General features: G+C 64.4%; 13 protein-coding genes. 9 read left to right on the forward strand and 4 right to left on the reverse strand.

Features of this window, described 5'->3' with window-relative positions; all coding sequences use genetic code 11:
- Positions 1-61 precede the first annotated feature (61 nt).
- Both HMPREF2886_RS11490 and phnB read left to right on the forward strand, forming a co-directional pair.
- Positions 62-1,654 carry an anthranilate synthase component 1 gene (locus HMPREF2886_RS11490; protein ID WP_039027700.1) on the forward strand — a complete coding sequence of 531 codons (1,593 nt, stop codon included), beginning with the start codon at positions 62-64 and terminating at the stop codon, positions 1,652-1,654.
- Positions 1,632-2,234, forward strand: coding sequence for an anthranilate synthase component II (phnB, locus tag HMPREF2886_RS11495; protein ID WP_003112548.1), 603 nt, complete (start codon positions 1,632-1,634; stop codon positions 2,232-2,234). Before HMPREF2886_RS11490 ends, phnB begins: the two co-directional genes overlap by 23 nt.
- Here phnB and mvfR read toward each other — a convergent pair.
- Positions 2,187-3,185 (reverse strand): multiple virulence factor transcriptional regulator MvfR, encoded by a 999-nt coding sequence (gene mvfR / locus HMPREF2886_RS11500; protein ID WP_033973519.1) that lies wholly within the window; start codon positions 3,183-3,185, stop codon positions 2,187-2,189. The genes phnB and mvfR overlap by 48 nt on opposite strands.
- Positions 3,186-3,934: 749 nt before the next feature.
- On the opposite strand from mvfR, the gene nadA reads away from it, so the two are divergent.
- On the forward strand, positions 3,935-4,993 hold the full coding sequence (nadA, locus tag HMPREF2886_RS11505; RefSeq protein WP_003112547.1) for a quinolinate synthase NadA: 1,059 nt from the start codon (positions 3,935-3,937) through the stop codon (positions 4,991-4,993).
- Between the two features lie 108 nt (positions 4,994-5,101).
- Here the strand turns inward: nadA and HMPREF2886_RS11510 are convergent, their stop codons facing one another.
- On the reverse strand, positions 5,102-6,535 hold the full coding sequence (locus HMPREF2886_RS11510; protein WP_033973518.1) for a tetratricopeptide repeat protein: 1,434 nt from the start codon (positions 6,533-6,535) through the stop codon (positions 5,102-5,104).
- Positions 6,536-6,697: 162 nt separating this feature from the next.
- On the opposite strand from HMPREF2886_RS11510, the gene HMPREF2886_RS11515 reads away from it, so the two are divergent.
- Together HMPREF2886_RS11515 and HMPREF2886_RS11520 are read left to right on the forward strand one after the other, a co-directional pair.
- Positions 6,698-6,949 carry a sulfurtransferase TusA family protein gene (locus HMPREF2886_RS11515; protein WP_033973517.1) on the forward strand — a complete coding sequence of 84 codons (252 nt, stop codon included), beginning with the start codon at positions 6,698-6,700 and terminating at the stop codon, positions 6,947-6,949.
- Positions 6,950-6,982: 33 nt separating this feature from the next.
- Positions 6,983-8,056, forward strand: a complete 1,074-nt coding sequence (locus HMPREF2886_RS11520; protein WP_003108615.1) for an AI-2E family transporter — start codon at positions 6,983-6,985, stop codon at positions 8,054-8,056.
- Between the two features lie 59 nt (positions 8,057-8,115).
- Here HMPREF2886_RS11520 and HMPREF2886_RS11525 read toward each other — a convergent pair whose 3' ends face one another.
- Together HMPREF2886_RS11525 and HMPREF2886_RS11530 are read right to left on the reverse strand one after the other, a co-directional pair.
- The gene (locus HMPREF2886_RS11525; protein WP_033976616.1) at positions 8,116-8,589 is read right to left on the reverse strand and encodes a peroxiredoxin; all 474 of its coding nucleotides are present in this window, start codon (positions 8,587-8,589) and stop codon (positions 8,116-8,118) included.
- An 11-nt stretch (positions 8,590-8,600) separates the two neighbouring features.
- Positions 8,601-9,158 (reverse strand): glycine cleavage system transcriptional repressor, encoded by a 558-nt coding sequence (locus HMPREF2886_RS11530; protein ID WP_003086267.1) that lies wholly within the window; start codon positions 9,156-9,158, stop codon positions 8,601-8,603.
- A gap of 183 nt (positions 9,159-9,341) precedes the next feature.
- On the opposite strand from HMPREF2886_RS11530, the gene dapA reads away from it, so the two are divergent.
- Genes dapA through purC form a run of 4 tightly spaced genes read left to right on the forward strand, consistent with a single transcriptional unit; the run spans position 9,342 to position 12,864 of the window.
- Positions 9,342-10,220: a 4-hydroxy-tetrahydrodipicolinate synthase gene (gene dapA, locus HMPREF2886_RS11535; protein ID WP_003086270.1), complete on the forward strand. Its 879-nt coding sequence runs from the start codon at positions 9,342-9,344 to the stop codon at positions 10,218-10,220.
- A gap of 17 nt (positions 10,221-10,237) precedes the next feature.
- A complete protein-coding gene (bamC, locus tag HMPREF2886_RS11540) occupies positions 10,238-11,428 on the forward strand; it encodes an outer membrane protein assembly factor BamC (RefSeq protein ID WP_033973512.1) in 1,191 nt (396 codons plus the stop codon).
- The gene (locus HMPREF2886_RS11545) at positions 11,367-12,125 is read left to right on the forward strand and encodes an MBL fold metallo-hydrolase (protein ID WP_033973511.1); all 759 of its coding nucleotides are present in this window, start codon (positions 11,367-11,369) and stop codon (positions 12,123-12,125) included. Before bamC ends, HMPREF2886_RS11545 begins: the two co-directional genes overlap by 62 nt.
- 28 nt (positions 12,126-12,153) lie before the next feature.
- Entirely contained in the window at positions 12,154-12,864 is a 711-nt protein-coding gene (gene purC, locus HMPREF2886_RS11550; RefSeq protein ID WP_033973509.1) for a phosphoribosylaminoimidazolesuccinocarboxamide synthase, read from the forward strand.
- Positions 12,865-13,018: the final 154 nt, after the last annotated feature.

Consider the following 13,018-nt stretch of genomic DNA (forward strand, 5'->3'; position numbering starts at 1 on the left):
AAGGGGGGTTATCGATGATGAACATGCCGTTGCGCGCTAGCGTCGCGCAGGCCAGTCGCCCATGGGCGCGAGGAGGTGGCTCGTGAGCGGGGTTGGCTATCGACTGGAAGAAAGTCTGGAGTACCGCACGCTGGTGCCGGAGGCGCTGTCGATCTGGCGCATGGCCGGCGCCAACCGGATGCTGTTCGACTGCTTCGACGTGGACAGCAAGGCTGCGCGGCGTAGCGTGGCGATCCTTTCCAGCTGCCTGCGCATTGAGTGCTGGGGGCGCGATGTGGTGCTGCGGGCGTTGAACTCCAACGGACGCGCCTTGCTGGCGCCGTTGAGCGAGGCCTGTCCGGCCCAGGTCACCTGCTTGCGTGACGGCGACACCCTGCACTGGCGCTTCCCCCCGGAAGAGCCGCATGCGGACGAGTGGCGACGCCTGCATGGCCTGTCCAGCCTGGAGGCGCTGCGCCGCGTGCTCGGAACGCTGGGCGACGCGGAGGGGCCCGCGCTGCTGGGCGGCCTGTTCAGTTTCGACCTGGCCGAGCAGTTCGAACCCTTGCCGGCGCCGGTCGAACCTGCGCGGCATTGCCCGGACTACCTGTTCCTGGTGCCGGAGTTGCTGCTGGATATCGATCACCTGGCGCGCCGGACTTCGCTGCAAGCGTTCGTCCACGATCCGGCCGGGCACGACCGGTTGGTCGCCAGCCTGCGCCAATGTGCCGACGAATTCCATGGCGCCGTGGAGGAGGCTTCCGAGTCGCCGGTGGCAGGCGTACGGGCCGGCAACTACCAGGTCGACCTGGACGATGCGAGCTTTGCCCGCCAGGTAGAACGCCTGCAGGCCCACGTGAGGGCCGGCGACGTGTTCCAGATCGTACCTTCGCGCAGCTTCAGCATGCCGTGCGCGGACCCCTGGCGGGCCTATCGCCAGTTGTGCCTGCGCAACCCCAGCCCGTACCGCTTCTTCCTCGATGCGGGGGACTTCTGCCTGTTCGGCGCTTCGCCGGAGTCGGCATTGAAGTACGACGCGGAGAGTCGCGAGGTGGAACTCTATCCCATCGCCGGCACCCGCCCGCGCGGACGCGATGCCCGGGGCGGCATCGATGCGGAACTGGACAATCGCCTGGAAGCGGAGTTGCGCCTGGATGCCAAGGAGATCGCCGAGCACATGATGCTGGTCGACCTGGCGCGCAACGATCTGGCGCGCGTCTGCCGCAGCGGTACCCGGCAGGTGCGCGACATGCTCAAGGTCGATCGCTACAGCCACGTGATGCACCTGGTCTCGCGCGTGGCTGGCGAACTGCACGGCGAACTGGATGCGCTGCATGCCTACCGTGCCTGCCTGAACATGGGCACCCTGGTCGGCGCGCCGAAGGTCCGTGCCATGCAGTTGCTGCGGCAGTACGAGGATGGCTATCGCGGCAGCTACGGTGGTGCGATCGGCATTCTCGACAGCGCCGGCAACCTCGATACCAGCATTGTCATCCGCTCCGCCGAGGTCCGCGAAGGTATCGCGCGGGTTCGGGCAGGCGCCGGCGTGGTGCTGGATTCGGATCCACGGCTGGAGGCCGAGGAAACCCGCAACAAGGCGCTGGCGGTGCTGACCGCCGTGGCCGCTGCCGAACGCGAAAGGGGAGAGCGCGATGCGCATCACGCTGTTGGATAACTTCGATTCCTTCACCTACAACCTGGTCGAGCAGTTCTGCCTGCTCGGCGCGGAGGTCCGGGTGATGCGCAACGATACGCCGTTGCCGACGATCCAGGCGGCATTGCTGGCCGACGGTTGCGAACTGCTGGTGCTGTCGCCGGGGCCCGGTCGGCCGGAAGACGCCGGCTGTATGCTGGAATTGCTCGCCTGGGCCCGCGGGCGCTTGCCGGTGCTCGGCGTCTGCCTCGGCCACCAGGCGCTGGCGCTGGCCGCCGGTGGCGCGGTGGGCGAGGCGAGGAAGCCGCTGCATGGCAAGAGCACGTCCCTGCGTTTCGATCAGCGTCACCCGCTGTTCGACGGCATCGCTGACCTGCGCGTCGCGCGCTACCACTCGCTGGTGGTCAGTCGCCTGCCGGAAGGTTTCGACTGCCTGGCCGATGCCGATGGCGAGATCATGGCGATGGCCGATCCGCGCAATCGACAGCTGGGCTTGCAATTCCATCCCGAGTCGATTCTCACCACCCACGGCCAGCGTCTACTGGAGAACGCTCTACTCTGGTGCGGCGCGTTGGCGGTACGCGAGCGCCTTCGGGCCTGAGCGGCGCTGCACCGTTTCGACGAGGCTCGGTTGCCAGGCCGGCGCATCGTCGAAACGCTGGCGGCCCAGTTCGCGCAGGCGCTGGCGGGCGCTTTCGAGAAAGCGCAGGAAGCTGCGCTCGGATTCCAGCGCGGTGTTGTAGTAGCAATACACCTTGGTGTCGATGCCGCCCGGTTCGTAGAGTTCGCTGAGGACTGCCAGGGTACCGTTGCGCAGGCGTTCCTCGACGAAATAATGCGGCGCGATGCCCCATCCGACGCCGGCTTCCACCAGACGCAGCATGTCGTCGAAGTTTTCCACGAAGAGTACCTTGTCGCTGACCGGCCGCAGCAGGTTCGAATGCTGCCCGGAGCGGCTACCGAGGCTGATCTGCCGGTAATTGGCCAGGCTCGCGATGCTGTGCAGGGAGGCATTGCACAACGGGTGCTGCGGATGGGCGACGACGAACGCCTTGGTGTAGCCGAGCACGCACTGGTTGAAGCGGGAGATCTTCAGTTCCTCGTCGATGGTGATGGCGATATCGATTTCCGCGTTGTCCTGCTTGATCGTCGCCAGGCTGTCGGCGGGCGAGGTGCGTATCAGGCTGACCATGTTGAAATCGTCGAGCAGTACGCTGCTCACCGTATCGCAGAACGACGGCGGGATGGCGGTGTCCAGCAGCACCCGGAGATTGCGCGGGCCCTTGTTGAGATTGAAGGCGATGTCGCCGATCAGTTGCTGGTAGTTCAGCAGGCTGCGCATGTAAGGGATCAGGCGAAGCGCCTGCTCGGTGGGTTCGACCTTGTAGCCGTCCCGACGGACCAGCTCCACGCACAGGTCGATTTCCAGGTTGCTGACCGCCGAGCTGACCGCAGTGTGCGACTTGCGCAGGATCCGCGCAGCGGAGGAAATCGAACCGGAGGCGATGACCTGGAGGAACATGTTCACGTGATTCAGGTTATGAATAGGCATCCCTTATTCCTTTTATTGGGTGGCGCGTGCCGCTTCCCTTGATCGGGTCAGGTTGCCGCTACTGTGGAAGAAGCGTCGAGGACTCGATAGATAGCGCCCGAGTGTTTCAACTTGTCTTCTGGATGACGTTTTCATCGGGGAAACCTCCCGTCGGTCAGTGAAGCGCAAGGGCTGGCGTGCGAGGGTGGAATCGGCCGCCGGCTCGCTTTCTGAGCGGCGGGCGCACGGCACGGGGAGTCGTCGTTTTGGAGGTGAGGGATGACGGCTCTGTTTCAGGATATTTTTATAATTATGTGAAAGAAGAGCTTATTTCAACGAAATATGTTTCATATTGCTCGTAAATTCGACGAAAAGAAAATCCGGATATTTACCGGTTATTTAACGTTAATACCAAGGGAATAATACCAAAGTATTAACGCAAGCATGCCGGCATGTCGTGTTCGGTCGTGGAGTGAACCGAGCAAGGTACGGTTCTAAGAAACGAAAAAATTATGTCGCGTAGGTCTAACGACCGAAACCTATGTCTTTTGTTAGCGTAGCCACCGGCCAGGGTGGTACGGACGCCGGGATGGCCCTGGCGCGACCTATGCGGTTAGAATCCGCGGCCTTGCAGGCGGATCCCCGGGGTTTGCTCAAGGGGAGACACGGGTGCCGTGCCCGAAACCTGCAATCGTCAGTTCCCTGCGGTCCAGCCTGCCGCCGGGTATAAAATCGAGAGACGCGCTGTTGCGCCTTCAGGTGTAGCGACTATGACGCACATTTCCGAACGACTCCTGGTCCAGGCCCACCTGGCCGCCAAGCAACCCCGTGTGTTGAGCGAGCAGGAGAGCGCCGAGCATCGCGCGGCGATCGCGGCCGAACTGAAGGCGCAAAATGCTGTACTGGTGGCGCATTACTACTGCGACCCGGTGATCCAGGCGTTGGCCGAGGAGACCGGCGGTTGCGTATCCGATTCGCTGGAGATGGCCCGTTTCGGCAACCAGCATCCGGCGCAGACGGTGGTCGTGGCCGGGGTGCGCTTCATGGGCGAGACGGCGAAGATCCTCAACCCCGAGAAGCGCGTGCTGATGCCGACCCTCGAAGCGACCTGCTCGCTCGACCTGGGCTGTCCGGTGGATGAATTCTCGGCATTCTGCGACCAGCACCCGGAACGGACCGTGGTGGTCTATGCGAACACCTCCGCAGCGGTGAAGGCACGCGCCGACTGGGTCGTGACCTCCAGTTGCGCGGTGGAGATCGTCGAACACCTGATGGACAACGGCGAGCCCATCCTCTGGGCACCGGACCAGCACCTGGGACGCTACATCCAGCGCGAGACGGGGGCCGACATGCTGCTCTGGGACGGCGCCTGCATCGTCCACGAGGAGTTCAAGGCCAAGCAGCTGGAAGACATGAAGGCGCTCTACCCGGATGCCGCCATCCTGGTCCACCCCGAGTCGCCGGAAAGCGTGGTCGCGCTGGCCGATGCCGTGGGCTCGACCAGCCAGTTGATCAAGGCCGCGCAGACCCTGCCGAACAAGACCTTCATCGTCGCCACCGATCGCGGCATCTTCTACAAGATGCAGCAGCTGTGCCCGGACAAGGATTTCATCGAGGCCCCCACCGCCGGCAACGGCGCCGCCTGCCGCAGCTGCGCGCACTGCCCGTGGATGGCGATGAACACGCTCGAGCGGACCCTGGCCTGCCTGCGCGAGGGCAGCGGGGAAATCTTCGTCGACCCGGCGTTGATCCCGCGGGCGGTCCGTCCGCTGAAGCGCATGCTCGACTTCACCCAGGCCGCGCGCCTGCGCCAGGCCGGGAACGCCTGATCCTGACGAGGGCGTCCCGCTGCGTAGGGCGAGTAAGCGCGGTGCGGTTGTTCGCCCAACCCTCTGTTTCGACGAGCATCGTCGGGCGTTTTTCCTCGGATACGCCGCTCAGCGGAACATTTCCTTGACCATCTTTTCCTGCTGGCGAATTTCCTGCTGCCGGGCGTCGAGTCGCGCAGCCAGTTGGAAGTTGCCGCCAGCGCGGCGCTTGGCGAAATCGAGTTGCTCGATGGCGGCCTGGTAGTCGCCGGTCAGAGACAGGTACTCGGCCCGGGCCTGGTGCACGCCGATGGCGTTGTTGGTCAGGCTGCGCACCTCGGCCAGGCGGTTCCAGACATCCGGGTCCAGCGGCCGCGCCTTGCTCAGGTCGTCGAGGATCTTCTCCGATTCCTGCGGCTTGCTCATCTTCAGCATCAGGTCGGCGCGCATCTGTTTCAGCGGGTAGCTGCTGGGGAACTGGGCGAGCATCTTCTTCAACCGCTGGTCGGCATCCGGAAGGCGGTTGGCAGTGATGTCCAGCTCGACCTGGGCCAGGTTGTAGGCGACGTCGTTGGGCGCCTTCGTCAGCAATTGCCTGAGGTTGTCACGGGCATCGTTGAGCTGGCCGATGCGCGTCTGCGAGATGGCAAGCCCGTAGCGCGCGGCGTCCAGCTTGGGATTGTCGTTGAGCATGGCGCGGAAGCGCTTGCCGGCCATCCCCGGGGTTTCCTCGAAGAGCAACTGGGTGCGCGCGCGCATCTGCTGGTAGCGCAGGCTGTCTTCCTTGCCGCCCTGGGGATACTGTTCGGCGCGGTTACGGGTGTCGGCGATACGCGATTCGGTGACCGGGTGGGTGAGGAGGAACTCCGGGGGCTTGCCGTCGTAGCGATACTGCCGCGCCAGGCGCTCGAACATGTTCGGCATTGAGCGCGGATCGTAACCGGCGCGAACCATGTTGGTGACGCCGACGCGGTCGGCTTCCTGCTCGTTCTGCCGGGAAAAGCGCAACTGGTTCTGGATCGCCGCCGCCTGGGTCCCGGCGATCGCCGCGATACCCGCATCCCCTGCGCCGGCGGCCGCGGCGACGATGCCGGCGAGCATCGCCGCCATCACCGGCAGTTGCATGCGCTGCTGTGCCTCGATGCCGCGGGCGAAGTGGCGCTGGATCAGGTGGCCGAGTTCGTGGGCCAGCACCGCGGCATACTCGCCTTCGGTCTGGGCGTTGAGCAGTAGCCCGCCGTTGACCCCGATCACGCCGCCGGGCGCGGCGAAGGCGTTGATCTGTGCGTCGCGGATGAGGATGAAGGCCAGCCGGTGGTCCTGCAGGTCGCTGGTTTCGGCCAGCCGGTAGACGCTGCTTTCGACGAAGTCCTTGAGCTGCGGGTCGGAGATCGCATCGACCTGGTTGCGCAGCATGCTCAGCCAGGCGCGGCCCAGCTGGAACTCCTGCTCCGGCGAAACGATCGAGGAAGATGCGTCGCCCAGGGAGGGCAGATCGTCCGACATGACCGGCGAAGCGAGCATGCAGGCGAGCGTCAACAGGGCAGGGCGCAGTACATTCATGCAGGAGGCTCAGGTTGGCAAAGGCCTTACTTTAGCCGTTGGTTATCGGCACTGCCTAGGTATCTGCCCGAGACCCGAAGCTGTTGGACTTCGTGCGCCGTTTCAACTGGCCAGCGGCGGATAGGCTTGGGTATGCTTGTCGGCCCTTCGGGAGAGGCTGTCATGACGGATAACGATTCATCCCCCCTGGTATGTGACGCGGAGCTGGATGCCAGTGGTCTCAATTGTCCGCTGCCCCTGCTAAAGGCCAAGCTGGAGCTGAACCGCCTGCCCAGCGGCGGGGTGCTCAAGGTGATCGCCACCGATGCCGGGTCGCAGCGAGACTTCCGGGCCTTCGCCCAGCTCGCCGGCCATGAATTGCTGCGCGAAGAGGTCGCCGAAGGCATCTATCGATACTGGCTGCGCAAGCGTTAGCGGAGCCTTCGCCGTTCCGATTCAGGATTTCCGATGATCAAGGTGTTACGCGACTGGATGCAGCGCTACTTCTCCGACGAGGAGGCAGTGGTGCTGGCGATCATGCTGGTGCTCGGCTTCAGCGTCATCCTCGCCTTCGGCGGGATGCTCGCGCCGGTACTGGCGGCGATGGTGATCGCCTTCCTGATCCAGGGCGTGGTCGGCATGCTGGAACGCTTCCGGGTGCCGCACCTGTTCGCCGTGTGGCTGGTCTACAGCCTGTTCCTCGGCTTGCTGGCGCTGTTCCTGGTGGTCCTGCTGCCGCTGCTCTGGCAGCAATTGTTCACCCTGTTCAACGAACTGCCGCGGATGCTCGGCGAATGGCAGAGCGTGCTGCTGATGCTGCCCGAGCGCTATCCCAGCCTGATCAGCGAGGAGCAGGTGCTCAAGGCGATCGAGACCGCGCGCGGCGAATTCGGCCAGATCGGCCAGTGGGCGCTGACCTCGTCGCTGGCCAGCCTGCCGGTGGTGGTGAACGTCATGATCTACCTGGTGCTGGTGCCGATCCTGGTGTTCTTCTTCCTCAAGGACAAGAAGCGCTTCCATACCTGGTTCCACCGCTACCTGCCGCGCGAGCGCGGGCTGATGAAACAGGTCTGGGCCGAGATGAACCAGCAGATCGCCAATTACATTCGCGGCAAGGTCATCGAGATCGTCATTACCGGCGCGGTGACCTACATCGCCTTCGCCTACCTGGGGCTCAACTACGCGGCGCTGCTGGCCCTGCTGGTCGGCCTGTCGGTGGTGGTGCCGTACATCGGCGCGGTGGTGGTGAGCGTACCGGTGGCGATGATCGCCTTCTTCCAGTGGGGCTGGAGCGACCAGTTCATCTACCTGATGGTGGCCCACGCGATCATCCAGGCGCTGGATGGCAACGTGCTGGTGCCGCTGCTGTTCTCCGAGGCGGTGAACCTGCACCCGGTGGCGATCATCTGCGCGGTGTTGCTGTTCGGTGGGCTCTGGGGATTCTGGGGCGTGTTCTTCGCGATACCCCTGGCGACCCTGGTGAAAGCGGTGCTGGATGCCTGGCCCAAGGACCTTCCCGAGACTCCGGCGGCCACGCGATAGCATCGGCCGCATGAAAAATGAAAAAGGCCGCGGATGCGGCCTTTTTTTCGGGGTGGGGCTCAGGCGCCGTTGAGCGCCTGGGCGGCGGCGAGAACCGCATCGACATGCCCGGGCACCTTCACGCCACGCCACTCCTGGCGCAGCACGCCGTCCCTGTCGATCAGGAAGGTGCTGCGGTCGACACCCATGTACTCCTTGCCGTAGAGCTTCTTCAGCTTGATCACGTCGAACAGCTGGCAGATCGCTTCATCCTTGTCGCTGATCAGCTCGAAGGGGAATTCCTGTTTGCACTTGAAGTTCTCGTGGGACTTCAGGCCGTCGCGGGAGATGCCGAAGACCTCGGTATTGGCCTTCTGGAACGCCGCGTACTGGTCGCGGAAGCCCTGGCCCTCGGTGGTGCAACCGGGAGTGCTGTCCTTCGGGTAGAAGTACAGGACGACCTGCTTGCCCTTCAGCGCGGACAGGGTCACCTCCTTGCCGCTGGTTGCGGGGGCGGTGAAGTCGGGTACGGGTTTGTCGATTGCGACCGGCATGGCTCGGCTCCTCAGGGGTGTTGGGGGCGCCAGGGTTCGATCAGGGCATCCAGGTTCAGGGCGTCGGCGAAGTCCAGGAACTGGTCGCGCAGCCAGCTGATCTGGGTACCGGCGGGCAGCGTCACGGTAATCGTGGCGTTGAGCATGGTGGTGTTGGTGTGCGGCGCCTGGTAGGTGTCGCAGGTCAGGTTCTCCAGCTCGATGTTGTGGTCGATGAAGAACTGGCAGAGTTCGTTGAGGATGTCCGGGCGATACACCGCGCTGACATAGGCCACGTAGGGCAATGCCTGGGCGCGGGTCACGTGGGCGTTGCTGCGGGTCATGCTGAGGGTGATGTCGCCGCGCTTGGTGAGGGCCGGCAGGCTGCCTTCGAGGCGGGCGAGGGCATCCCAGCTTCCGGAGATCTGCAGCACCAGGGCGCTGAACTCTCCGTGGCGGGTCAGGCGGCTGCTGACCACGGCGCAGCGGCTCTCGACGCAGGCACGGCAGAGCAGGGTGGTCAGCTCCATCGGATTGGGGCCGAGGGCGCTGATCAGAAGGAATTGTTCGCGGGGTTGGCTGGTGGACATTCAACTTTCCTGGAATACGCTGGCGGCACGGGCCGTACCTAAAGCGGGAAGGGTAGCGAAAAGCGCCGCCGAGGGAAACGTCTGCCGCCTGTCAGCGGCTTCCGACGAGGTGGCGCTCGTCTTGTGCAAGGCCTGCCGCCGACAGTACCATTACCGCTTTAATTTCGCGGCAGGAGCGGTTGCATGATTGCGGGCAGTATGGTGGCACTGGTCACCCCCTTCGATGCTCAGGGTCGACTGGACTGGGACAGCCTCGCCAAGCTGGTGGACTTCCACCTGCAGGAAGGCACCAACGCCATCGTCGCCGTCGGCACCACCGGTGAATCGGCCACGCTGGACGTGGAAGAGCACATCCAGGTGATCCGTCGCGTGGTCGACCAGGTCAAGGGCCGCATCCCGGTGATCGCCGGCACCGGCGCCAACTCCACCCGCGAGGCGGTGGCGCTGACCGAGGCCGCGAAAAGCGGCGGCGCCGACGCCTGCCTGCTGGTGACGCCGTACTACAACAAGCCGACCCAGGAAGGCATGTACCAGCACTTCCGCCATATCGCCGAAGCCGTTGCGATCCCGCAGATCCTCTACAACGTACCGGGCCGCACCTCCTGCGACATGCTTCCGGAGACCGTCGAGCGCCTGTCCAAGGTGCCGAACATCATCGGCATCAAGGAGGCCACCGGCGACCTGCAGCGCGCCAAGGAAGTCATCGAGCGCGTCGGCAAGGACTTCCTCGTCTATTCCGGCGACGACGCCACCGCCGTCGAGCTGATGCTGCTGGGTGGCAAGGGCAACATCTCCGTGACCGCCAACGTCGCGCCGCGCGCCATGAGCGACCTGTGCGCCGCCGCCATGCGTGGCGACGCCGCAGCCGCGCGCGCCATCAACGATCGCCTGATGCCGCTGCACAAGGCGCTGTTCATCGAATCCAACCCCATTCCGGTGAAGTGGGCCCTGCATGAGATGGGTCTGATCCCCGAGGGCATCCGCCTGCCCCTGACCTGGCTCAGCCCGCGTTGCCACGAGCCGCTGCGTCAGGCCATGCGCCAGACCGGCGTATTGGCTTGATCAAGGAGCTCCACGCAATGAAGCGACTGGCTGGACTGACCGCCCTCGCCCTGGTTATCGGCAACACTTCCGGCTGCGGCTGGCTGTGGGGGCCGGAGGGCTATTTCCGCGACCGCGGCGACGACTACCTGGGGGCCCGCGAAACGCCTCCCATGCAATTGCCCGAAGGGGTGCACAGCAAGCCGCTCGATCCGCTGCTGCCGATTCCGCTGAACGTCGCCACCACCCACGAAAAAGAGGGTGAGTACGAGGTTCCGCGTCCGCAGCCGCTGGCCAACGCTGGCGACATCAGCGACTACAGCCTGCAGCGCAGCGGCGATAGCCGCTGGGTCGTGGCCCAGCGTCCGCCGGCGGAAGTCTGGCCGGTGGCCCGGCAGTTCTTCGAGGAGAACGGTTTCCGCATCGCCGACGAGCGCCCGCAGACCGGCGAGTTCAGTTCCGACTGGCAATCGCTGTCGCAGCTTTCCGCGCCGCTGGCACGCCGCCTGAGCAGTCGCGTGAGCGGCGTCGAGCCGGACGGCCAGGCACGGGTTCGGGTGCGCATCGAGCCCGGCGTACAAAGCAATACCAGCGAGGTCTACGTGCTCAGCCAGACCCGCTCCGCCGGTGACACCAGCAGCCCGAGCTGGCCGAGCAAGTCGGTGGCGCCGAGCCTCGACGCGGCGCTGCTCGACGAGATGGTCGCGAGCATGGCGCGCAGCGCCGAGCAGGGCGGCTCGGTCTCCCTGCTGGCAGCCAACTCGATCTACGACACGCCCGGCACCTTCGAGTTGAGCAAGGACGGCAGCGGCAACCCGGTGCTGACCTTGCAATCCGACTTCGACCGCTCCTGGGTCAGCGTCGGGCGTGCCCTGGATAACGCCGATATCCGCGTCGACGACCTCAACCGCAGCCTTGGCGTGTACTACGTGAACATCGCCGAAGGGGCGAAGAAGCCCGACGAAGACAAGCCCGGGTTCTTCAGTCGCCTGTTCGGCGGCGGCGAGAAGACCAAGGAAGAGGAAGACGCCAAGGCGCAGCGCTACCAGGTCCGCCTGACCACCGTCAGCGACGCCGTGCAGGTCACCGTCGACAAGGACATCAACACCTCTGCGCCGGCCGATGTCGCGCAAAACGTACTGGAAAAACTCCAGGAGAGCATGCGCAATGCGGTTCGCGGTTCTGGGCAGCGGAAGCCGGGGCAATTCGGCCTTGGTGAGCAGTTCTGACACCCGGATACTGATCGATTGCGGCTTCCCGCTGCGTGAAGTCATCAAGCGTCTGGCGCGCCTGGGGTTGAGCCCCGCGCAGCTGGACGCGATCCTGGTCACGCACGAACACGCCGATCACATCCATGGCGTCGAACTGCTGGCGCGGCATTACCAAATCCCGGTCTATCTCAGTGCGGGTACCCTGAGCGGCATGCGCCGCCCGGTGCACCCCGCCGAGCTGTTGAGGGCTGGCCAGCGCCTGGCGATCCGCGGGCTGGAAGTGCAGGTGGTTGGCGTCCCGCACGACGCCCGCGAGCCTACCCAGTTCGTGCTGTCCGACGGGCAGCGGCGCTTCGGCATGCTCACCGATCTGGGAATGGCCACGGCCGAGGTGCTGGAGTGCTATCGTGCGGTGGATGCTCTGGTGGTCGAGGCCAACCACGACAGCACGATGCTTGCCGGTGGCCCGTATCCCTATTTTCTCAAGGCCCGCGTAGGCGGTTCGCGAGGGCACTTGAACAACCATCAGTCCGCAGAACTGGTGAAGCAGCTGGATTGGGGTCGCATGCAGCACCTGGTGCTGGCCCATCTCAGCGAAAAGAACAACTCGCCGCAGCTGGCCCGGCAAACCTTCGTCGACACCCTCGGGTGCGATCCGGGCTGGCTGCAGGTGGCCGATCAGCATTCAGGCCTGGATTGGCGCGAGATCGCCTAGGCCCTATTACCCGTAAGCGGAGCCCATCATGGAAAAACGCGAAGAACTCTACCGCGGCAAAGCCAAGTCGGTTTACCAGACCGACGATGCCGATCGTCTCATCCTGCTGTTCCGCAACGACACCTCCGCCTTCGACGGCAAGCGCATCGAGCAGCTCGATCGCAAGGGCGCGGTGAACAACAAGTTCAACGCCTTCATCATGCAGAAGCTGGAAGCTGCCGGCATTCCGACCCAGTTCGACAAACTGCTGTCGGATACCGAGTGCCTGGTGAAGAAGCTCGACATGATCCCGGTCGAGTGCGTGGTGCGCAATTTCGCCGCCGGCAGCCTGGTGCGTCGCCTCGGCGTGGAAGAGGGCATCGCCCTGACTCCTCCCACCTTCGAGTTGTTCCTGAAGAACGACGCCCTGGGCGACCCGTTCATCAACGAATCCCACGTCCAGGCCTTCGGCTGGGCCACTCCCGAGCAGCTGGCGCAGATGAAGAGCTATTCCTTCAAGGTCAATGAAGTGCTGAGCAAGCTGTTCGACGACGCCGGCCTGCTGCTGGTGGACTTCAAGCTGGAGTTCGGCCTGTTCCATGGCCAGATCGTCCTCGGCGACGAGTTCAGCCCGGACGGCTGCCGTCTGTGGGACAAGGAAACCCGCAAGAAGATGGACAAGGACCGCTTCCGCCAGGGCCTCGGCGATGTGATCGAAGCCTACGAAGAGGTAGCCAAGCGCCTGGGCGTGCCGCTTTAACCTCCGAACGCGCGCAACCATCTGAAAGAACGCGAAAAAATCTTCAAGAAAGCTTCGCGTTCTTCGTACAAGCTGGTATCATGCGCGCCGCACGGAGAGATGCCGGAGTGGTCGAACGGGACGGATTCGAAATCCGTTGAGTCAGCAATGGCTC

This window comes from Pseudomonas sp. HMSC066A08, assembly GCF_001813025.1.
GTDB lineage: Bacteria > Pseudomonadota > Gammaproteobacteria > Pseudomonadales > Pseudomonadaceae > Pseudomonas > Pseudomonas aeruginosa.

Bases quoted from the DNA above. Each gene is read 5' to 3' on its own strand.
- purC (WP_033973509.1), top strand. From the start codon at position 12,154: ATGGAAAAACGCGAAGAACTCTACCGCGGCAAAGCCAAGTCGGTTTAC.
- HMPREF2886_RS11520 (WP_003108615.1), top strand. From the start codon at position 6,983: ATGATCAAGGTGTTACGCGACTGGATGCAGCGCTACTTCTCCGACGAG.
- HMPREF2886_RS11545 (WP_033973511.1), top strand. From the start codon at position 11,367: ATGCGGTTCGCGGTTCTGGGCAGCGGAAGCCGGGGCAATTCGGCCTTG.
- phnB (WP_003112548.1), top strand. From the start codon at position 1,632: ATGCGCATCACGCTGTTGGATAACTTCGATTCCTTCACCTACAACCTG.
- nadA (WP_003112547.1), top strand. From the start codon at position 3,935: ATGACGCACATTTCCGAACGACTCCTGGTCCAGGCCCACCTGGCCGCC.
- mvfR (WP_033973519.1), bottom strand. From the start codon at position 3,185: ATGCCTATTCATAACCTGAATCACGTGAACATGTTCCTCCAGGTCATC.
- bamC (WP_033973512.1), top strand. From the start codon at position 10,238: ATGAAGCGACTGGCTGGACTGACCGCCCTCGCCCTGGTTATCGGCAAC.
- HMPREF2886_RS11530 (WP_003086267.1), bottom strand. From the start codon at position 9,158: ATGTCCACCAGCCAACCCCGCGAACAATTCCTTCTGATCAGCGCCCTC.
- HMPREF2886_RS11490 (WP_039027700.1), top strand. From the start codon at position 62: ATGGGCGCGAGGAGGTGGCTCGTGAGCGGGGTTGGCTATCGACTGGAA.
- dapA (WP_003086270.1), top strand. From the start codon at position 9,342: ATGATTGCGGGCAGTATGGTGGCACTGGTCACCCCCTTCGATGCTCAG.
- HMPREF2886_RS11515 (WP_033973517.1), top strand. From the start codon at position 6,698: ATGACGGATAACGATTCATCCCCCCTGGTATGTGACGCGGAGCTGGAT.
- HMPREF2886_RS11510 (WP_033973518.1), bottom strand. From the start codon at position 6,535: ATGAATGTACTGCGCCCTGCCCTGTTGACGCTCGCCTGCATGCTCGCT.
- HMPREF2886_RS11525 (WP_033976616.1), bottom strand. From the start codon at position 8,589: ATGCCGGTCGCAATCGACAAACCCGTACCCGACTTCACCGCCCCCGCA.